At 63.7% G+C, this 21240-nt stretch carries 19 protein-coding genes, 1 tRNA gene and 1 pseudogene; 14 read left to right on the top strand and 7 right to left on the bottom strand.

Features of this window, described 5'->3' with window-relative positions; genetic code table 11:
- Positions 1–2: 2 nt before the first annotated feature.
- The 9 genes from KAZ48_00880 to nusB all read left to right on the top strand — a co-directional run bounded on the left by KAZ48_00880 (position 3) and on the right by nusB (position 7019).
- Positions 3–860, top strand: coding sequence for a shikimate dehydrogenase (locus KAZ48_00880; protein MBP7971323.1), 858 nt, complete (start codon positions 3–5; stop codon positions 858–860).
- Between the two features lie 78 nt (positions 861–938).
- A complete protein-coding gene (locus tag KAZ48_00875) occupies positions 939–1598 on the top strand; it encodes a prepilin peptidase (protein ID MBP7971322.1) in 660 nt (219 codons plus the stop codon).
- Between the two features lie 27 nt (positions 1599–1625).
- A complete protein-coding gene (gene aroC / locus KAZ48_00870) occupies positions 1626–2804 on the top strand; it encodes a chorismate synthase (GenBank protein MBP7971321.1) in 1179 nt (392 codons plus the stop codon).
- Entirely contained in the window at positions 2801–3313 is a 513-nt protein-coding gene (locus KAZ48_00865) for a shikimate kinase (GenBank protein MBP7971320.1), read from the top strand. The genes aroC and KAZ48_00865 overlap by 4 nt, the downstream gene beginning before the upstream one ends.
- A gap of 8 nt (positions 3314–3321) precedes the next feature.
- A complete protein-coding gene (gene aroB / locus KAZ48_00860; GenBank protein MBP7971319.1) occupies positions 3322–4425 on the top strand; it encodes a 3-dehydroquinate synthase in 1104 nt (367 codons plus the stop codon).
- Positions 4426–4503: 78 nt separating this feature from the next.
- Positions 4504–4935 (top strand): type II 3-dehydroquinate dehydratase, encoded by a 432-nt coding sequence (aroQ, locus tag KAZ48_00855; protein ID MBP7971318.1) that lies wholly within the window; start codon positions 4504–4506, stop codon positions 4933–4935.
- Positions 4928–6013: an aminopeptidase P family protein gene (locus tag KAZ48_00850; GenBank protein MBP7971317.1), complete on the top strand. Its 1086-nt coding sequence runs from the start codon at positions 4928–4930 to the stop codon at positions 6011–6013. Before aroQ ends, KAZ48_00850 begins: the two co-directional genes overlap by 8 nt.
- A gap of 14 nt (positions 6014–6027) precedes the next feature.
- Positions 6028–6594, top strand: a complete 567-nt coding sequence (efp, locus tag KAZ48_00845) for an elongation factor P (GenBank protein MBP7971316.1) — start codon at positions 6028–6030, stop codon at positions 6592–6594.
- Positions 6595–6611: 17 nt separating this feature from the next.
- The gene (nusB, locus tag KAZ48_00840) at positions 6612–7019 is read left to right on the top strand and encodes a transcription antitermination factor NusB (protein ID MBP7971315.1); all 408 of its coding nucleotides are present in this window, start codon (positions 6612–6614) and stop codon (positions 7017–7019) included.
- A 63-nt stretch (positions 7020–7082) separates the two neighbouring features.
- Here nusB and KAZ48_00835 read toward each other — a convergent pair whose 3' ends face one another.
- Both KAZ48_00835 and KAZ48_00830 read right to left on the bottom strand, forming a co-directional pair.
- Positions 7083–8636 carry an alpha/beta fold hydrolase gene (locus KAZ48_00835; GenBank protein ID MBP7971314.1) on the bottom strand — a complete coding sequence of 518 codons (1554 nt, stop codon included), beginning with the start codon at positions 8634–8636 and terminating at the stop codon, positions 7083–7085.
- Positions 8637–8858: 222 nt separating this feature from the next.
- Positions 8859–8935 (bottom strand) — tRNA-Leu (locus KAZ48_00830).
- 91 nt (positions 8936–9026) lie between these two features.
- Between KAZ48_00830 and KAZ48_00825 the strand changes: the two genes are divergently transcribed.
- Together KAZ48_00825 and KAZ48_00820 are read left to right on the top strand one after the other, a co-directional pair.
- Complete coding sequence (locus KAZ48_00825) at positions 9027–10499, top strand: NAD(P)/FAD-dependent oxidoreductase (protein MBP7971313.1); 1473 nt, start codon at positions 9027–9029, stop codon at positions 10497–10499.
- A 29-nt stretch (positions 10500–10528) separates the two neighbouring features.
- A pseudogene (locus KAZ48_00820) lies at positions 10529–11095 on the top strand (response regulator).
- Here the strand turns inward: KAZ48_00820 and KAZ48_00815 are convergent.
- On the bottom strand, positions 11084–11446 hold the full coding sequence (locus KAZ48_00815) for a hotdog fold thioesterase (protein MBP7971312.1): 363 nt from the start codon (positions 11444–11446) through the stop codon (positions 11084–11086). The pseudogene KAZ48_00820 and the gene KAZ48_00815 overlap by 12 nt on opposite strands.
- A gap of 92 nt (positions 11447–11538) precedes the next feature.
- On the opposite strand from KAZ48_00815, the gene polA reads away from it, so the two are divergent.
- Positions 11539–14241 carry a DNA polymerase I gene (polA, locus tag KAZ48_00810; protein ID MBP7971311.1) on the top strand — a complete coding sequence of 901 codons (2703 nt, stop codon included), beginning with the start codon at positions 11539–11541 and terminating at the stop codon, positions 14239–14241.
- A 34-nt stretch (positions 14242–14275) separates the two neighbouring features.
- Here the strand turns inward: polA and KAZ48_00805 are convergent, their stop codons facing one another.
- The 3 genes from KAZ48_00805 to KAZ48_00795 form a co-directional block, all read right to left on the bottom strand.
- Positions 14276–15037, bottom strand: a complete 762-nt coding sequence (locus KAZ48_00805; GenBank protein ID MBP7971310.1) for a hypothetical protein — start codon at positions 15035–15037, stop codon at positions 14276–14278.
- Complete coding sequence (locus KAZ48_00800) at positions 15034–16332, bottom strand: FAD-binding oxidoreductase (protein MBP7971309.1); 1299 nt, start codon at positions 16330–16332, stop codon at positions 15034–15036. Before KAZ48_00800 ends, KAZ48_00805 begins: the two co-directional genes overlap by 4 nt.
- Before the next feature lie 109 nt (positions 16333–16441).
- Positions 16442–17707: a hypothetical protein gene (locus tag KAZ48_00795; GenBank protein ID MBP7971308.1), complete on the bottom strand. Its 1266-nt coding sequence runs from the start codon at positions 17705–17707 to the stop codon at positions 16442–16444.
- Positions 17708–17781: 74 nt separating this feature from the next.
- Between KAZ48_00795 and KAZ48_00790 the strand changes: the two genes are divergently transcribed.
- Both KAZ48_00790 and KAZ48_00785 read left to right on the top strand, forming a co-directional pair.
- On the top strand, positions 17782–19572 hold the full coding sequence (locus tag KAZ48_00790; GenBank protein ID MBP7971307.1) for a hypothetical protein: 1791 nt from the start codon (positions 17782–17784) through the stop codon (positions 19570–19572).
- A gap of 51 nt (positions 19573–19623) precedes the next feature.
- Complete coding sequence (locus KAZ48_00785; protein MBP7971306.1) at positions 19624–19815, top strand: hypothetical protein; 192 nt, start codon at positions 19624–19626, stop codon at positions 19813–19815.
- A gap of 103 nt (positions 19816–19918) precedes the next feature.
- Here the strand turns inward: KAZ48_00785 and KAZ48_00780 are convergent, their stop codons facing one another.
- Positions 19919–21067: a glycosyltransferase family 4 protein gene (locus KAZ48_00780; GenBank protein MBP7971305.1), complete on the bottom strand. Its 1149-nt coding sequence runs from the start codon at positions 21065–21067 to the stop codon at positions 19919–19921.
- Between the last annotated feature and the right edge of the window lie 173 nt (positions 21068–21240).

Below are 21240 nucleotides of genomic sequence, written 5' to 3'. Positions count from 1 at the left end.
CAGTGTCTGACGCACCCACCACCCGACGCGCTGCTGTGTTGGGCTCGCCGATCACCCACTCGCTGTCTCCGACCTTGCACCGTGCTGCGTACGCCGAGTTGGGTCTGGATTGGCGGTACGACGCTCTGGAAGTCACCGCGGATCAGCTGACCGCATTCCTCGGGTCGCTGGACTCTGACTGGGTCGGTTTGTCGCTGACGATGCCGCTCAAAGAGGCAGTGATTCCCTTGCTCGATGAGGTCTCTGCCGTCGCAGCGCGAACCCACGCCGTCAACACGGTGGTATTCGAGGATCGGGCAGACGGTCGAATCACATGCGGGTACAACACCGACGTGGCCGGGATTGCCTGGGCACTGGTCGAAGGTGGTGTGAAGGCTGACGCCTCGGTGCTGGCGGGCCAGAGCGTGGCACTGCTGGGGGCGGGGGCAACGACTCGCTCGGCATTGGTCGCACTCGGGCAGTTGGGCGTGGCATCGGTGACGGTGAGTGCTCGCCGGACACAGGCGGCACATGCACTGGCACCTTTCGCCCAGGATGCTGGACTCGACTTGGTCATTGTGCCGTGGGAGCGCGCCGATGAGCTTCTGCTCAGCGACATTCTGGTCAGCACGCTGCCAGCTCACGCCGCCGACCGGTTGTCGCTCGACGTGCCCAATGAGCCGGGAGTCCTGCTGGACGTGGTCTATTCGCCCTGGCCAACCGACCTCGCGGAATCCTGGCAAAGCCAGGGTGGAACGGCAATTGGCGGGTTGGCGATGCTGGTTGGACAGGCTGCGGAGCAGGTCCGGTTGATGACCGGGCAGGACGCGCCAATAGACGCGATGCTGACCGCCGGTCGACGCGCCCTGGAAGCCAACTAGGCGCATCGTTAGTGAGCTTTCCACAGGGGTGGTCGCGACAGGGCGCGGATGACGTGACAGAACCCTAGGGTTGGCGTTGTGATGATCGTGGTCGTTGTTTCCGTGCTGTCCGGGATGCTGGTCGGTTGGTTCGCGAGAACGATCTGCGCGCGATTTGTCGGAGTTCCGATATCCGCAGCACCTGTCCTCACGGCACCGGTGGTGGGGCTGGTCGCGGGGCTGACCGCATGGGGGATCGGGGCGACGTGGGAGCTGCCGGCATTCCTATGGATAGCGGTCGTTGGCTCGTTGTTGGCCGTGATAGATGTCGAACATCACCGACTGCCCGACCGGTTGACCCTCACTTCGATCCCCGCCGTTGGCCTGCTGTTGTTCCTTCCGGCCGTTGTTGCCGGATCGTGGTCCTGCTATGGCAGGGCGTGGCTCGGAGCGCTGGCAATGTTCGGTTTCTACTTCATCCTCGCGCTGATCTATCCGGCTGGGATGGGTATGGGCGATGTCAAGCTCGCGGCCATGCTCGGGCTGGGACTGGGCTTCCTGGGCTGGAAGTTCGTGGTGATCGGCTTGTTCGCGGCCTTCTTCATCGGCGCCCTGGTCAGTCTCGTTCTGTTGGCTCTGCGGCGTGCGAACCGCAAGACCGCGATCCCATTTGGCCCGTTCATGCTGGCCGGAGCCCTGGTCGCCGTGCTGTACGCCGAACGAATCACCGAGTTATACGTATCCACGCCGGTCAGCTAATTGCAAGAGACATGGAACAATGGCCGAATGCTTCGTTGGTTGACCGCAGGTGAGTCGCACGGCCCCGCACTCGTAGCGATTCTGGAAGGAATGCCTGCGGGCGTCGCGACCACCAGTTCTGACATCGTCGACGAGCTCGCACGTCGACGCCTCGGCGCCGGGCGCGGTGCCCGGATGAAGTTCGAGCGCGACGAGGTTCGCGTCGTTGGTGGAATTCGTCATGGTCTGACCCAGGGCGGTCCGATTGCCATTGAGATCGCCAATAGTGAGTGGCCCAAGTGGGACAAGGTCATGGCTGCCGATCCGGTCGACGCCGACGAACTTGCGGGCATTGCCCGCAACGCGGCACTGACCCGACCGCGTCCGGGTCATGCTGACTTGGCTGGTATGCAGAAGTACGACTTCAATGACGCGCGCCCGATCTTGGAGCGTGCCAGTGCCCGCGAGACGGCAGCCCGTGTCGCGCTCGGCGCCGTCGCTCGCAACTTTCTGCGCCAGGCACTCGATGTCACCCTGGTCAGTCATGTGGTTTCGCTGGGGAGGGTGGAGGCACCATCGGACCGCCAGCCAGGTTTCGCCGACCTGGCCGCCCTCGATGCAGACCCGGTCCGGTGCTTCGATCCTGCGGCCAGTGCTGCGATGCAGGACGAGATCGAGGCCGCTCGTCGCGAGGGGGACACTCTCGGAGGCGTCGTGGAGGTCGTTGTCGATGGCCTGCCGCCCGGCCTGGGTTCACACGTTCATTGGGATCGTCGCCTCGACTCGCGGTTGGCGGGCGCACTCATGGGGATTCAGGCAATCAAGGGCGTTGAGCTGGGAGACGGATTTGACCTAGCGTCCTCGCGCGGTTCGCAGGCGCACGACGAGATCATCCGCACCGCTGACGGTATCCGGCGCGCGTCGGGTCGATCTGGTGGAACCGAAGGCGGCATGTCCACCGGTGAACGGCTGCGCGTGCGCGCGGCGATGAAGCCCATTTCAACCGTCCCCCGCGCGTTGCGCACGGTTGATACGGCCACCGGTGAGGAAACGCGGGCGCACAATCAGCGCTCCGACGTGTGTGCGGTCCCCGCGGCCGGCATCGTTGCCGAGGCGATGGTCGCGCTCGTACTTGCCGATGTCGCATTGGAGAAGTTCGGGGGCGACAGCCTCAGTGAGACCCGTCGCAATTCCCGCGGTTACTTGGACGGACTGACGATCCGATGAGTCCTGCGGTGGTCCTGGTCGGTGCTCCCGGTGCTGGCAAGACCACGGTCGGCGATGCTCTTGCTACGCGGTTAGGTGTGCCATTTGCGGACACCGACCGACTCATTGAGTTGGCCGAGGGTCAGACCGTCGGCGATATCTTCATCCAATCCGGCGAGGACCACTTCCGGGAACGTGAGCGAGCCGTGGTCCGCCAGGCACTCGTCGAGCAGGTTGGCGTTGTGGCGCTGGGTGGCGGCGCGGTAATGGATCCCGACCTGCGGGCTGAGCTGGCCAACATCACGACCGTGTGGCTTCGGGTCACGTCCGACGTTGCCGCGAGCAGGGTAGGCCTGAACGCGGCCAGGCCGGTCTTACTCGGAAATGTGCGGGGTCGGATGGTGTCTTTGCTCAAGGAGCGCGTGCCTCTCTACGAGGAGGTTGCCAACATCGCCGTTGACACCGATGAGTTGGCCATCGATGACGTCGTGCAGGCCATCATCGATGGGCTCGCCCTGGAGGACCAGTGACCAGCAGTATGTCCGGCGAGGCGACCATCCGGGTTGACGCGGAGACAAGCTACGACGTCATCGTTGGATCGGGCCTAGGGCCCAGACTGCTCAGTGCCGTTGACGATGCGGTCGCGAGGGTGGCGATCATTCATCCACCGACACTGAGAGCGACGGCGGACGTCCTGCGGGAGGATCTCGCGGCCGCTGGCAAGGACGCGATCACGATCGAGATCCCCGACGGGGAGAAGGCGAAGGCCTCTGACGTTGCTGCTTACTGCTGGTCGGTGCTTGGCCAGTCGTCATTTACCCGCACTGACCTGATCATCGGCCTCGGCGGCGGGGCCACGACCGACTTGGCGGGCTTCGTCGCAGCCACCTGGCTGCGCGGCGTGCCACTGATTCAGGTGCCCACCACGCTGCTGGCGATGGTCGATGCCGCCGTTGGTGGCAAGACCGGAATCAATACCGAAGAGGGCAAGAACCTGGTGGGCGCCTTCTATCCACCGGAGCTGGTTATCTGCGATCTGGCGACTCTTGCGACCATGCCAGCGCTCGATTACATCAGCGGCATGGCTGAGGTGGTGAAGGCAGGCTTTATTAAGGACCCCGCCATCCTGGACCTGATCGAGGCAGATCCAATTGCGGCGGCAGATCCGAACGCGGACGTGGTGTTCGAGCTCGTGACCCGGGCAATCCAAGTGAAGGCTGACGTGGTGTCGGCTGATTTCCGCGAGGTCGTGGGCGGGCCAACCGGCGGGGGGATTGGTCGCGAATTGCTGAACTACGGCCACACCCTTGCCCACGCGATCGAACGGGTGGAGGGCTACCGCTGGCGGCATGGCGCAGCGGTCAGCGTGGGAATGGTCTACGCCGCCGAGGTTGCGAACCTTGGCGGCCGCCTCCCCGACCGGGTCGTCGATCGGCACCGGGCGGTGCTGACGTCACTGGGGCTGCCCATCACCTACCAGGGCGGCCGGTGGGATGAACTTCTCGCGGCGATGAAGCGCGACAAGAAGACTCGCGGTGACATGCTCCGATTCATCGTCCTTGAGGATGTCGCGAAAGCAGCCGTCATGGAGGGCCCGGATCCGGTCATACTGGTCGCGGCCTACGACCAGGTCAGCGCTTGATCGATTCAGCCGCAACAGAACCGGGGAACAATAGTGACTGAGGCCAAGAGCGTGACTGACGAAGCCCCGTTGAGCACTGTGCTCGTGCTCAATGGGCCAAACCTCGCGCGCCTGGGTACTCGTGAGCCCGACGTGTACGGCGCGGCGAGCTATTCCGATCTGGTCACGTTGTGTCAGGTCGCTGCTGCCGAACTCGGACTTGCCGCCGATGTGCGCCAGACGGACTCCGAGGCCGAACTGATCAGTTGGATCAACGAGGCGGTTGATGCCGAACTGCCCGTGGTGCTCAACCCGGCCGCCTTCACGCACTACTCCTACGCGTTGCGTGACGCCTGTGCCCAGCACACCGCGCCGCTCGTTGAGGTTCACCTGAGCAATCCCGCGGCGCGCGAGGAGTTTCGGCACACCTCGGTTATCTCGGCGGTGGCCTCGGGGACTATCGCTGGCTTTGGCACCGAGTCCTACGTTCTTGCGCTGCGCGCGGTCGCCGGACTTGCCCCACGTGCCTGACTTCACCAGCCGGCGCGCCCGGGCCTTCACCAGACTCGGTGCGGGAACGGACTACCAGGCACTGTTGGTCACCGATGGTCCAGGGGTGGCGTGGCTCACCGGCTTCTCCGGCAGTAACGGATCGGTGCTGCTGACAGGTGCGCAGAGTTGGCTGGCAACCGACGGTCGGTACCGCGAACAGGCCGCAACACAGAGTCCCGGCGTCGAATTGCTCATCGATCGCCGGACCGACGTGGCGTTGCTGACCAAAGCGCGCGAACTCGGAGTCGCTGCCGTCGCGGTGGCATCGGATTTCGTGACCTTGGCGATGATGGATTCATGGCGTCAGGCGGGCGCGCAATTGGCGCACGTGGTTGCGATCGCGCCAGTTGTGGATGCGCTTCGGGTGGTCAAGGACGCCCGGGAGATCGAGACTCTGCGTGAGGCCTGCCGGATCTCGACGGTAGCGCTCACGACACTGGTCGACGAGGTCCGCGTCGGAATGACTGAGTTGTCGCTGGCACGCCGACTTGAGCAGCTGATGGGGCAGGCAGGCGCCGACGACCGAGCGTTCCCCACGATCGTCGCGACCGGATCGAACAGCGCCATTCCCCACCACGAACCCACCGATCGCGCGGTCGCGTCCGGTGACCTACTCAAGATTGATTTCGGTGCTCGCGTGGCTGGGTATCACGCCGACTGCACCCGGACCTTCGTGGTCGGGGCCGACCCACAGGACTGGCAGTTGGAGATTCACGGCGTGGTCGCACGCGCTGCCGCTGCCGGACGAGCCGCGTTGCAACCGGGTGCCGAGGTTGCCGCGGTCGATGCGGTGGCGCGAGGTGTGATTGCCGAAGCTGGCTACGCCGAGCAGTTCAGTCACGGGCTGGGACACGGCGTTGGGCTCCAGATCCACGAGGCGCCGCTGTTCGCGGCAGCTTCCGTCGGTACCCTTGCCGAAGGCGTGGTGGCGACCATCGAGCCCGGGATCTACCTGGCGGGCCGTGGCGGCGTCCGAATCGAAGACACCTGCCTGGTTGCCGACGGTGGTCCCGTCCCGTTGACCACGGCCTCACGCGAACTGATCAGGCTCGACTAACGAAAGAGGACCTTGTGGCCAGTACTAACGACCTCAAGAACGGCATCGTGCTCAATCTCGATGGCCAGTTGTGGACTGTCGTGGAGTTTCAACACGTCAAGCCGGGCAAGGGCGGGGCATTTGTTCGGACGAAGCTCAAGAACGTCATGTCCGGCAAGGTTGTCGACAAGACCTTCAACGCAGGCGTCAAGGTAGAGACCGCCAGCGTCGACAAGCGCACCATGCAGTACTCCTACATGGACGCCGACGACTTCATCTTCATGGACACCCAGACCTACGACCAACTGCCTGTCTCGGTAGCGGTGGTCGGCGATGCCGCCAAGTTCCTACTGGAGAACCAAGAGGTAGTTGTGGCGATCCACGAGGGCATTGCGCTCTACGTGGAGCTACCGGCGAGCGTCGAGTTGCTCATCGAATACACCGAGCCGGGCCTGCAGGGCGATCGGTCGACCGGTGGCACCAAGCCCGCGCGGCTGGAGACTGGCGCGGAGATTGCCGTGCCCCTTTTCCTTGAGGTGGGCGAGAAGATCAAGGTCGACACCCGCGAAGGCGGCTCCTACATCAGCCGCGTCTCTAGCTGATCGCGCGAGTCGAATCGGTGTCAGCGCGCAGCAAAGCCCGCAAGCGGGCACTCGACGTTTTGTTCGAGGCGTCGGTCCAGGGTGTTCCGGTCACCACCGCGTTGGCCGCGTTGGAGGCACGAACTGATGGTCCGCTGAATTCCCACACGCGCACGATCGTGGAGGGCGTCGAGCTGAACCAGGCCCGCATCGACGAGTTGCTCGCGACGTACTCATCGGGCTGGACGTTGGAGCGCATGCCGACCGTCGACCTCAATGTTCTGCGCATCGGGGCGTGGGAGATTCTCTGGTCCGATGTACCCGACGTCGTCGCGATCTCCGAGGCCGTGGAATTAGCCAGCTCATTGTCGACCGAGGAATCCCCGTCGTTCGTCAACGGGGTGCTGGCCAAGGTTGCCGAGATCAAGCCGCATTTGGTGCTGTAGCTAGCCTGGCTGCGCGCATGCCGCAAAGCTGCGCACGGACAGTTGATCATCTCCGCGGTGACGCTAGGGAACTGACCCGAAACCAGGGTCAAAGGGCTGCTGATCCGACTGGCAGACGGTGCCCTCCGGAGGGGCAATCAAGTCAACCAGGTACTTGGTTCGCGCCTGGTCGACGCACTCACTTGGATCCTGAATACTGAGGTGCCCGTAGCCCTCATTGGTTAGCAGTACCGCATTGCCTAGTAGGTGCTGGGAGCGGACCGCATTGGCGTATCCGGTGTTGGGGTCATAGCGCGTCCCGATCAGCAGGATCGGGTTTGGCGTCGAGGCACCCCACGGTCCCCGGTAGCTGTCCGATCCGCGCACTGGCCACGAAGCGCAGGGAGCCCAGAGCCACCAGCCTTGGATTTCCCCTTGTAGGTAGCTGATCCGGTTGAGCCGACCGATCACTTGCGGCCAGCTGTGGGAGCCCCTGACAGCTGGTGCGTCAGCGCATGAGATCGCCGCCGACGTGGTAACACCCGACCAGGCCTGCGCCGTCAGGAGTTTACGTGCCTCGGTTTCAAGCGCTGATCCGTTGCCGCCCAGCGCTGAGTTGAGCGATGCCGCGTCCTTTGGCCACGACTCCGGCGAGCGAATCGGTTCGAATTGAGAGAGCAGCAGGTCGCCGTAACTAAGCTCTCCGGGCGGTCTTGCTGATGGAGCCGGAATCGGCGCGCGTTTCACCAGTCGGAACAGTGCTTTGACGAGCTTGGCTGGGCGTCGGGGCCGTCCAGCCAGCGCACAGCGCGTCGGTCCGGCGCCTTCACACAATGATAGGAACTTCTCGAAGACCTGGTCGCTGCTGCTGACGGATCCACCAACCCTTGCCTCAGCCCCCTTCGAGTATTTGACCGGATCGACGATGCCGTCGAGCACCATCGCCCTGACCCGGCGCGGAAACATGTTGGCGTAGGTCTGGCCGAGAAATGTGCCGTATGAGAGACCGACGTAGGTCAGCTTGCGCTCACCGACCAGACCGCGCAAATAGTCAAGGTCACGTGCGGTATCGGCGGTCGAGATATGGGGCAGCAGCCAACCGCTGACTTCACCGCAGCGCCGGGCCAGGTTGGCAGTCTTCGTCCGAAATCGCCGCGAGGCGGCAATGGTGTTGGGGATCGACGCTCCCCGCCAGAATTTGGCTTCGCTTCGTCCGGATCGGAAGCACCGGACTGGGGAGCTTGCGTAGGTGCCCCGGGGATCCCAACTCACTATGTCGAAACGGCCATCGCCCCAACTATCCAGGTCTTGCCCTGCACCTCGCACAAATCCGACGCCGGATTCACCGGGGCCGCCTGGGTTGATGAACATCGAGCCGATGCGCTGGGCGGGTCGGCTTGCGAGGTGACGTATGACCGCGAGGCCCATCTTCCGTCCGTGGGGTCGATCCCAGTCGAGCGGCACGCGGACTCGTGCGCACTCAAGCCGTTCGCCGCAGCCGGTCCACGCGATTGGGGCGTTGAGTCCTTCGGCTGATCGGGGCGAGGCCGGTTGAGCCGTTACCGGAACGCCGCCCGAATCGTCGGCAAAACTGCACCCCGTCAGGCCCACCGCGGCCAGAAGAATCCAGCATGCCACGGTGACTATTCTTCGAGCGTCGGTAAGCGAATCCACCTGAGGGAATGGGTCAGCGGCGCTGATATGTCTGTTTGCGCCTCCGTGCCGAGGTAGTTTCATCTGCTCAAGCAGACCCTTCAATGGGTTCGGCGACCGCACGCTCGCGATTCTTTGGAGATTGCTACAAGTTCGGTTGAGCCACGGACTGAAGGCGCTCCGACCTGCGGAAATGTCGTGAATGGGTGGTGCCCTCGGTGGGAGTCGAACCCACACTGGGACGATTTTGAGTCGCCTATCTCTGCCGGTTGGATTACGAGGGCCCGGTTGTGCTGCCCGCACAATCTACCCGTGACCGGGCCCCCGTAGTGCACTTGCCCCTACGATCGATCAACGACTTGATGGGAGTCAAATATGTCGCAAGCGCAACCAGTCACCGACCGCCTGCACCGCGTCGTCGTCATCGGCTCGGGCTTCGGCGGCTTGTTCGCCGCGAAGGCTCTGCGCAAAGCGCCGGTTCAAGTGACGCTCATCGCCAAGACCAACCATCACTTGTTTCAACCGCTGCTCTACCAGGTGGCCACCGGAATCCTCTCGCAGGGCGAGATCGCACCGCCAACCAGGGAGATACTCAAACGACACGAGAGCACCGAGGTGCTGCTGGGCGAGGTGACCTCGATCGACGTTGACGCCAACCGGGTTCACTCCCGAGTGGGGCAACTGGAAACCATCACCGAGTACGACTCGATAATCGTCGCGGCCGGTGCCGGTGGCAGCTACTTCGGCCATGACGAGTTCGAGGTGTTTGCACCAGGATTGAAATCTGTCGATGATGCCTTGGAACTGCGAGGACGCATCCTTGGCGCCTTCGAGATCGCCGAGTTGTCTGAGGATCCAGCCGAGGTTGAGTCGTGGATGACTTTTGTGGTGGTCGGAGCCGGCGCGACCGGAGTGGAGATGGCCGGTCAGATTCGCGAGTTGTCGGGCCGAGCCCTGCGCGGCGACTTTCGGCGGATCAACCCGACAAAGACCCGTGTGATCTTGGTCGACGGCGGCGACAATGTGCTCGCCGCGTTTGGTGATAAGCAGTCCGAACGAGCCAAGACCCAGTTGGAGAAGATGAACATAGAGGTCAAGCTGCAAGCGATGGTGACCGACGTCGATGCAGACAGCGTGACCATCAAACACCAGGATGGAACCGTCGAGCGGATTGAGTCGAAGGTGAAAGTGTGGGCCGCCGGGGTAGCCGCGTCACCGCTGGCCAAACAACTCGGTGATCAGACCGCTGCCGAGGTCGACAAGACGGGTCGTGTCTGCACACTGCCGGATCTGACTTTGCCGGGCCATCCCGAGGTGTTCGTGATCGGCGATATGGCTTCGTTGAACAACTATCCCGGTGTCGCCCAAGTCGCCATGCAGGGCGGAAAGTACGCGGCTGAGCAGATTCGTCGTCGGGTCGAAGGCGACAAGGACGCCGATGCCTTCAACTACTTTGACAAGGGCAGCATGGCGACCATCTCACGGTTCAAGGCGGTGGCGAACGTCGGAAAGCTCCGACTGTCCGGCTTCATCGCCTGGCTCATGTGGTTGTTCATTCACATCCTCTACTTGGTGGGCTTCCAGCAACGAGTCTCGACGCTCGGCCACTGGACGGTTGCGTTCCTGGGTCGTGGTCGCGCCGAGCGGACAATCACCACGTTCCAAACCATGGCCACAATAGATCTGGTCAACGCAGCCAGGGCGGCGCAGGCGAATGAGGACTTCAGCGCTGCCAATGACAACAGTGCTGCTGATGACGACAGCGCCGGCCTGGGCATCGCGCCCGAGCGCGTCGATGACCCGGTCGCTGAGCCTGCCCACGACGTCAGCCCTGGCAGCAGCCCGTGACCCAATTGCAGTCCGGCAAGCACGCCAGCATCGTCATCGCCGAGGACGAATCGCTGATTCGGATCGATCTCGCTGAGATGCTCACCGAACTCGGATACGACGTCCTGGCCACGGCGGCTGACGGTGAGGCGGCGGTTGAGCTTGTCGCCAAGTTAGCCCCGGACATCGCGTTGCTGGACATCAAGATGCCCAAGATGGACGGACTGACCGCAGCTGAACGAATCGGTGAGGTGGGCGGCACGGCAGTGGTGATGTTGACTGCCTTCAGCCAGGGGGAACTCATCGATCGTGCGCGGGCTGCCGGCGCCATGGCGTTCTTGGTGAAACCAGTCACCGCATCGGACCTCACCCCGACGCTGGAGTTGGCCCGCGCCCGCTTCGCCGAGAAGGTAGCGCTTGAATCCGAAGTTGAGGATCTGAATCAACGGCTAGTTGCCCGCAAGGCCGTCGACCGAGCAAAGGCGATCTTGCAACAGCGATTCGGGATGGGTGAGGCCGATGCCTTCCGATGGTTGCAGAAAGCGGCGATGGACCGACGAATGTCGATGCAAGCCGTCGCTGAGGTCGTGATCGCCGAATCGCCCTCACGACCCTGACGGCGGGGCATCTCGCAGCAGGCAGGTCAGCCGGGACGTGCAGATACGGCGATCCTGGTCGTCGGTGATGGCAATGTCCCAAGTCGCCAGCGTGTTACCCAGCGACAGCGGTGTCGCTACCGCAGTCACGTGGCCGTCACGCGCTGACCGATGGTGCGTGCAACTCAGTTCGATGCCGACGGCGATCCGCTCGCCCAGCCCGGCGTGCAGCGCTGAACCGATGGACCCCACCGTCTCGGCCAGCACCGCGGACGCACCGCCGTGCAAGAGACCGTAAGGCTGAGTATTGCCCGCCACCGGCATGCGGGCGACGACCCGCTCGGTGCTGGCTTCGAGGATCTCAATACCCATGTAGTCATTGAGTGGACCGCCTGGGTAGTCCGTGGGCGAATCTGGCGTTGACTTGGGTTCGCTGTCGTTGGAAGTCACGAGTCCAGCCTAGGATCAGTGCCGTGCCTGCGTCCGCTGACCGTCCCCGTTTACTCCTCGTCGATGGCCACTCGTTGGCCTACCGAGCGTTCTTCGCGCTACCGGTGGAGAACTTCTCGACCACGACCGGGCAACCCACCAATGCCGTCTATGGCTTCACCTCGATGCTCATCAACACCTTGCGGGACGAGGCGCCCACTCACATCGGGGTGGCCTTCGACGTCTCCCGAACCACCTTCCGGACTGAAGTTTTCCCGGAGTACAAGGCGAACCGATCTGCCTCACCCCAGGAATTCAAAGGCCAGGTCGCGCTGATTCGCGAGGTACTTGACGCGATGGATGTCATCAGCTTGGCAATTGATGGCTACGAAGCCGATGACCTGTTGGCGACCCTGGCCACGTCCGCCACCGATGAAGGCTTCGATGTGCTGATCCTTACCGGAGACCGCGACGCCTTCCAGTTGGTCAACGACCACGTCACCGTGCTGTATCCCAAGCGCGGAGTTTCCGATCTGGCGCGGATGGGCCCCGCCCAGGTCGAGGAGCGCTACGGCCTCACTCCAACCCAGTACCCCGACTTCGCCGCTCTGCGCGGTGACCCGTCGGACAACCTGCCCAACATTCCGGGTGTGGGGGAGAAGACGGCGGCGAAGTGGATTCGCGAGTACGGCAGCCTCAAGGAACTGCTCGCCCAGGCGGACTCGGTCAAGGGCAAGGTCGGTGATGCGCTGCGCGACCACCTTGACCAGGTCGCGACGAATCGTGAGCTGACCGAACTGATTCGCGACGTTCCGCTGGAGGTCAGTCCTGACGATTTGCTCCGGGCTGAGTTCGACTCGGAGAAGGTCCACGAGGTATTCGACTCGCTTCAGTTTCGGGTGTTGCGCGACAGGCTGTTTGAACTGGTCGGCACAACCACCGATTCACCGGCGGCGACCGACGACTTCGCTGGCGATCTGACGGTGGTGACAGCCGATGGCGAGGCGGCGGCCTGGTTGCGTGACGCCGCCGAGGCAGGCGATCCGATGGCGTTGTCCCTGGACGGCAAGTGGGGCGCCGGAACGGGTGATTGTTGGGCGTTGGCGATTGCCGCGTCGGACGGTGAAGCACTGTGGCTGGACCCCGACCAGCTCGGATCCACGGACCAGGATGCACTCGGCGCCTGGCTGTCGGATCCGCAGCGGCCCAAGGTCATGCATGCTGCGAAGGGACAGATGCTCGCGCTGGCGGCTCGGGGTTGGCAGGTGCGCGGTCTCGCGGCAGACACCGAGTTGTCGGCCTATTTGGTTCTGGCGGGACAGCGCGCACTGACGGTTGCCGATCTGGCCGAACGCTTCCTCGGTAAGCGCCTGCCCACCAGCGACAGCTCGTCGGGCCAAATGTCATTGACCGGAGCTGATGACGACGCAGATCGCGTGCGGCTAGCGGCTACCGCGCGAGCCGTGCTGGACTTATCAGGCACCCTCGACGAGGAACTGGGCAAGCGGGGTGGAACAGACCTGCTTCGCGATGTTGAACTGCCGCTGGTCACGTTGCTCACGCAGATGGAGCGAGACGGGATTTGCCTGGATGTCGACTACTTGCGCAAGGTCGAGGCGGATTACGCCCGTGAGATCGCCAAGGCCGAGGATCTGGCCCACGAGATCGTCGGCCATCCCTTCAACCTCGGCTCACCCAAGCAACTGCAAGAGATCCTGTTTGTTGAGCGCGATCTGCCCAAAACAAAAAAGATCAAGACCGGCTACACCACCGACGCCGATGCGCTGATCAACTTGGCAGCAACCACCGACGATCCACTGCCTCCGGTCCTGCTCCGCTGGCGGGACGTGTCGAAGCTGCGCCAGACCGTGGCTGGATTGTTACCGCTAGTCGATGCCGATCACCGCATCCACACCACGTTCCAACAGACGATCGCGGCCACCGGGCGCCTGTCGAGCACCGATCCGAACCTTCAGAACATTCCCATCCGGACCGAAGAGGGCCGCAGGATTCGCGCGGGATTCGTCGTGGGGCCCGACTACGAGGCGTTGCTGACCGCGGACTACAGCCAGATTGAAATGCGGATCATGGCCCACCTGTCCGGCGACGAGGGATTGATCGCAACCTTCAACTCCGGCGAGGATCTGCACAGCACCATGGCGGCGCAGGTCTTTGGGGTGGCCCCCGAGGATGTCGACCCGGAGCAGCGGCGACGGATCAAAGCGATGTCCTACGGCTTGGCTTATGGGTTGAGCGCGTTCGGCCTGTCGGCCCAACTCGGCATCTCCGCGGGGGAGGCCCGCGCGATGATGGAGACCTACTTCGAACGGTTCGGTGGCGTGCGGGACTTCTTGGCCGAGGCGGTTGTGCGGGCTCGGGCGACGGGTTACACGGAGACCATCTTGGGTCGACGGCGGTATCTGCCGGACCTCAACAGCGACAATCGGCAACGCCGCGAGATGGCAGAGCGGATGGCGTTGAATGCTCCGATCCAAGGTTCGGCGGCTGATCTCGTGAAGGTTGCCATGCTCAACGTGGACAGGGCATTGAAGGCCGAACAGATGTCGACGCGACTGTTGCTACAGGTTCACGACGAACTGGTCCTTGAGGTCGGCTCGGGCGAGATCGCTGCCGCCACCGAGTTGGTTCGCGTGCAGATGATGGCCGCGGCCGACTTGTCCGTTCCGCTGGCAGTCTCGGTGGGCATAGGTCGAACTTGGCACGACGCCGCGCACTGATACCGACAGCTGTGGTTGCCCCTAGCGACGGCTGCTAGTGACGGCTCAGTCGGCTCGGTAACCGACCGGCGCTGGCGAAAGCTGCCTTGGCAGACCCCGGGTAGTAGACGACGCGCTGGCGTTTTGACCGAATCGCCTTGGCGATCTCGGACGCGGCCTCGGCGTAGAACATCCGCGTGATCTCGTCGTCGGCGGCGAGTGTGCTCGATGTGCTCGCCGGATCGTCGAGTCGTGCGACGACGCCGCGCGCTCCGCTGCCTCGTAGAGCCTCGACGGCGCGTAGCCCGAACGTGTCGATCCCGGTCTGGATGCCGCTGTTCACCAGGTTCAGTCGGCTCGATGCTGAACCGGTCGTACGACTGACCACCACGAGCAGACCGTGGCCTTGTCGACGCAGTCGATCGACGACCTGCAGCGAGCTGACCATGGGTGAGGTGAGGTTCGCTGTTACCAGGTCAGCCACCTGGTCATCTGTGGGTTCCGGGCCGATGGCTTCGAGGAGGTGGGTCACCGATCCCGTCACGATGGTCAAGTCGATGTCCCCAGCATCGAAGATCTCGTCAATGTGGGGCCGGTTTCCGCCAGGGCGCAACGGGTCGTACGCGTGGGTGGCGACGTGCCTGACCCCAAGCGCCTCGATCCGGACGGCGGCGTCGGCCAGACGCGCGGTCGGTGGCCCCGCGATCGCGACCCGGGCAAGGCGAGGACCGATCAAATGGTCGACGACAGCGAGTGCGGCTGGGTCCGTGCCACCGAGAACCGCGATGCTTTGCAGGTTGCCCATTCCGTCGATCACAGTTGGAGCCTGCTAACGAGGTCAGACCTGAATCGGTGCTCTGGATCGAGCCGCGAGCGCGCAGATTGCCAGACCGGCAGGTTCGGATACATCGCCGGAGCCACGTCGGCCAGTAGTCGGGCATCGTTGGACAATGCCGCGCGGCCACCGGCGGCCGCGAGTTGCTCATCGAAGGTATCCAGCGTGGCCGAAAGCTGTTGGCATTGTTGCGGGAACTCGATCGACAATGCCCACCCCGGTGTTTCGAACGACAGGGCACCGGATTGATGGTTAGCCAGTTTTATGAGCAGACAGCGTTGGCTGACGATCCGCTCGTTGGCGAGGCCCTCGAGTAAATGGGCGATGAGGTCCGTTCTGTCCTGCGGGATTGACACCTGGTAGGTGAGCAGGCCGTGCTCGCTCACCGGTGCCGTCCAGCTCGAGCGGTCGTCGACATGGAAGAACATGGACGCCGGCTGCAGTTGCTCCACCTCGCGGCGAGGAGCGGCTCGGAAAGCAAGACCCTGCACCAGTCGTGACGTGGCAGGCCTGAGCAACTGGTCGGGAACTTGCCGACGCCTAGCCCGGCCACCAACCTGATCGAAGTCCAATGCCTCGTGTTGTCGGTGTTCTGGCAGTTCGGACACGACAGCATGACGGGCGGCCGACACGGTGCCGCGGCCAAGGCAATCACCGGATGCTGAGGTATCCAGCAGGGCGTAGCTGTACGGGTAAAGCGACGACGCTCTCTCCAAGTCGGAGAGCACATCATCGATGCGGTCGTGTCGAGCCGATTCCACCACCATCCAGGCGGAGGTAACCGGCACTACACGGACGTCGAGGCTGGTGATGACTCCGGTCATGCCGAGCCCAGCTGCGGTTGCCCAGAACTCTGGCGCGGACTTGCCTCGGGGTTCCAGGCGCAACTCGCGACCTCTGCCGTCCACCAACCCGACGGCCTCGGTGTTGGCCGCCAGTGACCCACGGCGTGACTGGGCGGCGGTGAGGTGGTCGCTGGCGAACGCGCCGCCGATGGTCATGTGCCCGGTGGTCCCAGGTGTGGGCAGGAACCACCCTTGTGACAGCAGCGCCCGCATCACCGCCGCGAATGACGCGCCTGCGCTCACCCGCGCTACGCGGCGTTCCCAATCGATCCAGTGGACTGCCGGTTCGCTGAACTCGCCTTCGAGTCGAACTACTCGTCCGCCCGCGTTTTGGCTCGCGTCGCCGGCGGCCCGTCCGAATCCACGGGCGATGACTCCCCGCGTACTCGCGGTCGTGATTGCTTCGGTCAATTCGGCGTAGCCTGAGACCACGCAGTCCTCCGCCACCGATGAGGTGGTTCGTCCCCAGCCGCTGAAATCTGAGCGACTGCACTGGCGGCCAGGGGAGACGGTTCGTGTTCGCAGCATCGCCGCAGAGTTCTTAGACCGCATTGACTTCCAGTTCCATCGCGCGGTCTCTGCGTCGTTCGAATAGGAGCTCGATCACGCCCACCACGGAGACAGACAGGGCAACGCCCAGGACCGACAAAACGATTTGCAGCACTGAGTCATGAAACAGAATCACCAATGTGACCAGGCTGACGACCGCCAGCCACAAAACGATGATGGCCGAGTTCTTGCTCGCCGCCAGTTGGCCGTAAAGCAGGAACTGCGCGAGCGCGTACGCCGATCCCGATGCTGCGAAGATCCACACCTCACTCGACAACTCGTTGTAGGCGGAACCACCGACGAACTGCACCACGACATTCGGGATCGCCGCGATGACCGCCGTAGCTGCGATCCCGATGACAGCGACAATCAGCGCGCCGAGTCCGAGGGTTCGCGACCGTCGCTTGTCGGCTAATCGGGGGTAGGCCACTGTCGCCACGAATTGCGGCAGCCAAAAGGTGACCTTGGCGACGACAGCGCCCGCTGCGTACATTCCCGCCGCCGAAGCGGTCAAGAAGTGGCGGGCAAGCAGCACATCCATGTTGGTCAGCACAAAAAGCACGAACAGCGCATGGGTGTCGTGCAGAGCCTCGGACATGAAGTGATTGAGGCGCGTCGCTGGTCGATGGATCAGTTTCTGAGTCAGTAGCCAAGCCAAGGCGACCGAGGCGAAGGTGCCGATGGTCATGCCGATGAGCGCGCCGAGAATCGACTTGAAGACGATGACGCCGATGATGCCGCCCATCGCCCGACCTGCTCCGTTCAGAGCGCACAGAACCGCTAGACGCAGGTATGCCTCGCGGCCTTGGGCGACTCCGAGCAGGCCACCCATGACGGTCAGCGGCAGCAGGTTCAGGGCCACCAGTAGCACCGGCACAGGCCCGGAAAGGTGCAGCAACCAGGTCAACGGAGCGGCCAGCGCTGCCGTGACGATCGCGACTGCCACGCCCGCCAGGTAGGCGCTGCGCAGCACGCCGGATGCGCCGTGGCGTCGTTCGCCCGATGGCAGCAGGACGATCCTGCGAGCTCCGGCGGCCTGGATGCCCAAAGCGAGGACGCTTCCGACCAGGAGCAGGGCGAGCATCGAGGCGATCACGCCGTAGCCCGTAGGGCCGAGCACGCGCGCGGAGATCAAGCTCAGCAGGTAGGAGGTGACTTGGGCGATGGCCAGACCGATGCCAACCAAGATCGCGCCGCTGAGCGCGCTGCGCTGCGGTTTGATTTGCGGCTTGCCCGCTTTGGTGTTGCTCGTGGCCATTAGTCCTCCGGGCTGACACCCTATGCGGGTTAGCCGGATCTGTGGAGTACATCTGGGTGTCGAGCATCGAGTGAATGAGGAGTCCGGTGGACGAGCGCCAAGTCGTGGGAGAAGGCGAAGCAATTTTTGCTGTGCCGCGCTCCCGCCGGTGGTTGATTCCGCTTTGGTCTTTTGCGCTCTCCGTGCTCGCGCTCGGGCCTGCGCTACTGCCTGGTTACACGCTGTCCTACGACATGGTGTTCGTCCCTCGCCAAACACTGCTCCCGTGGATGTTGGGAATATCCGGCGGTCTGCCTCGGTCGACGCCGCAGGACATCGTTGTGTCACTGATTGCAGGTCCGTTGCCCGGCCAGATTCTGCAGAAGGTCGTCCTGATGGCGGCGCTGTTGCTAGCGGGCATCGGCGCTGCCCGGCTGTTGCGCGGCACTCATCTGCTGGTCCAGCTCGCCGCCGCCACGCTGGCGATCTGGAACCCATTCGTCGCCGAGCGCCTAGTCCTGGGCAACTGGGCCGTGCTGCTCACCTACGGGGCAATGCCGTGGATCGTTGCGGCGGTCATAAAGGCACGGCGGGGCGAACTGACTGGTTGCGCCCAGTTGGCGCTGTGGTGCGGACTCGGGTCGTTGGTTCCCACTGGGGGTGTCTGGTGCCTGGTGCTCGCCGCACCGGTGTGGCTGATTCCCAGCAGGTTGGCGATCAAGTGGCGGGCCGCCGTGTTCGGCGCTCTCGTTCTGCTCAACGCCACCTGGTGGTTGCCGGCAATGCTCAATCCGAACGTCGCAAGCTCGGATGCTGCTGGCGCGTCCGTTTTTGCGCTGCGAAGCGAGGCCTGGGGCGGGCCGCTGCTGACTGCGCTTGGCCTCGGCGGGGCATGGAACGCCCAGGTCATCCCGGCCACACGCGACCTGCCGTGGATGCCGATCGCCGCAGTGGTGCTAGCAGCACTGGCGGTGATCGGTCTTGTGCCGCTGGTGGCGAGACTCGGCCGGGCTACGGGGTGGTGGCTCGTTGGGTTTGCGGCGGTCTCGTTGCTCCTGGCCGTTGCTGGCGCATGGAGTCCGACGGCCGGAACGATCCGGTGGATAGTCGAGTCGGTGCCCGGTGGGGGCATCGTCCGAGACGGCCAGAAGCTGCTGGCACCTCTGGCGCTGCTGATGGCGCTGGCCCTTCCGCTGGGCGTAGCCCGAATCTTCGATAGATCCCACGCGCAGGTGCGACTGCGGCTGGCAATGGCCGTCCTCATCGTCGTCCCGTTGGCGTTGCTGCCAGATATGGCCGCAGGCGTGTGGGGGCGACTTGGCTCAGTGTCCTACCCGTCGGGGTGGGAATCCGTGCGCTCCGCGATTGCGGCTGGGCCACCCGGGGACGCGGTATCCGTTCCGTGGACGACGTTTCGTCGGTATCCATGGAACGGCAACCGAACCGTGTTGGACCCTGCTCCGCGGTTCATGACCCGCACGGTCATTGCCGATGATCGGTTGCCGGTGTCCGGGCCCGGCGGGGTGACGTGGGTGGCAGGCGACGATCCACGCTCGGCGGCGGTCGCCGACGCGCTGGAAAGGAACGTGCAACTGGCCGACGTGCTGCCTACCATGGGCGTGCGTTGGGTGATCGAACAGACTGACCAGCCGCGCCCGATCGACCAGTCGAAGCTCGCTGGCTTGCGGTTGGTAAGTGATCAGACGGGCCTCAGATTGTGGGAAGTACCGACGGCCGGGACGGCCCCCGTACTTCCGGGTTGGTGGCCACTCGTGGTGACCGTTGATCTGTTGGGGTTGGTAATCCTGTTGGGCTCGGCTACGCTGCTGTTGGGTGCTAGGAAGTTTCCTCGTCCAAATGGCGCTACTTCCGTGCATTCGCAATAGCCAAGGTGGTACGTTTCGCGCGAAACGAACTTAACTGGAGGAGACAACGCAATGAGTGAGTCATCTGGTGGAGCAGCAGGCGGCGGCGGACTGTCCGGTACGGCGGGCGCGGTTGTCGCGGCAGTCGCTGGCGTCGTTATTGCGGTTGTCGCAGCCTTCGGAATCACATCAGCTGTGACCGGTAACTCCGGGCAGAGCGACCAGCCACTGGTCGATTACGGCAGCACGAGCTCAGCTAACTAACCGGACACTTCACTCCGTCCGGTTCAGAGCGCATTCGCGGCACATCGAGGCGGGTGCGCTCTTTTACATGTACTGACACACCACCACATGCCATCGATCACGCCTAGAATTTCCCGGCCGCACGCATAAGGGCGTCTTCCACACCATCTGCGGTGTTGCCCCAGTTGAAGCGTTGTGAGTGGCGCAGCGCCTGGGCTCCCAGGCGTTCGCGCTCGGCTGAGTCGCTGCTCAAACACAGTACCGCTTCGTAGAACTCATCCTCAGTTTCGACCAGGATCCCCGTCTCGTTCTGCACCACCGACTCTTTTGTGCCGCCAGCAGATCCAAACGCGATCGACGGCGTAGCGACGGTGGCTGCCTCGATGATGACCAGACCCCAACCCTCCTTGAGTGACGGCATCAGGTGGATGGTGGCCTCGGCGAGCAGATTCGCTTTTTCCTGATCAGAGATAACCCCCGCAAAACGGACGTGGTCTTCGATGCCGAGCCGCGCGGCCTCTGCCCGAAGTCCCTCTTCCCAGTAGCCCGAACCAGCGATTGTCAGCAGCACGCCCGGGAATTGCTCGCGCATTCGGGCAACTGTCCGCAGGGCGATCTCAATTCGCTTGTGGGGGACAAGTCGGCCGATACAGACAAGGTGTGGGAATGGCGGCGCCTCCATGAGTCTCTTCTGCGGGACTGCGGTTTCGACGCCGGAGTAGATGACTCGAATCCGTTCCGGTGACACTCCCAACCCCTGAAGGTCAGCTGCGGTTGCGTTGCTCACAGCGAGGAACTGCGCCCGCCGGTAGATGGCCGGGGTTACCTTTGATTCCATCCACCAGCCGAATCTGCTGACAGCCGGGGAGAACACTTCCGCCCACTGCTCGCGGTGCACATGGTGGACCAGGCAAACCACCGGCGCGGCGAGGGCGACCGGTGTCCAGAATGGCACGCCGTTGGCGATATCGAGGATGACGTCGTATTGCCTGCGATGGACCGCCGCATGCAACAGGCCACGCGGGTAGACCGTGTATCGGCCACCGGCGCGAACAAACAGGCGGTCACCCCTTGCTTGGCTGGGCAGCGATCCCGGATAGCGGGCGGTACCAATTGTGACGTGGTGTCCGCGCTCAGCGAGTGAACTGGTGACCCGTTCGAGGAAGACCTCTGCACCGCCCGCCTCTGGGTGTCCCTCGTCGCGCCATGAAGTTACCAGGATTCGGAGCCGGTCCGGCCGATCCACTGACGCGGCAGTGCCACCTTCTAGCATGGGCCGAGTTTAGCCCTCGGGACTGAGTTCAAGAGATACTATTGCCCAATGTCCGGGCGCGATGAGTTCGCAAATCACGGACGCAGTTTCGTACCCGGCTCCAGCGGATCTGTCCACGAACTCACGTCGGCCTTCGCCTCACTCGCATCTCGCAGCGATGGTCATGTGCGCGC

It is taken from the genome of Candidatus Nanopelagicales bacterium, from assembly GCA_018003655.1.
In the GTDB taxonomy this organism is placed as follows: Bacteria; Actinomycetota; Actinomycetes; order S36-B12; family UBA10799; genus JAGNDY01.
Note: the sequence above shows the minus strand (reverse complement) of the source record. Positions and strands in the feature narration are given on the sequence as shown.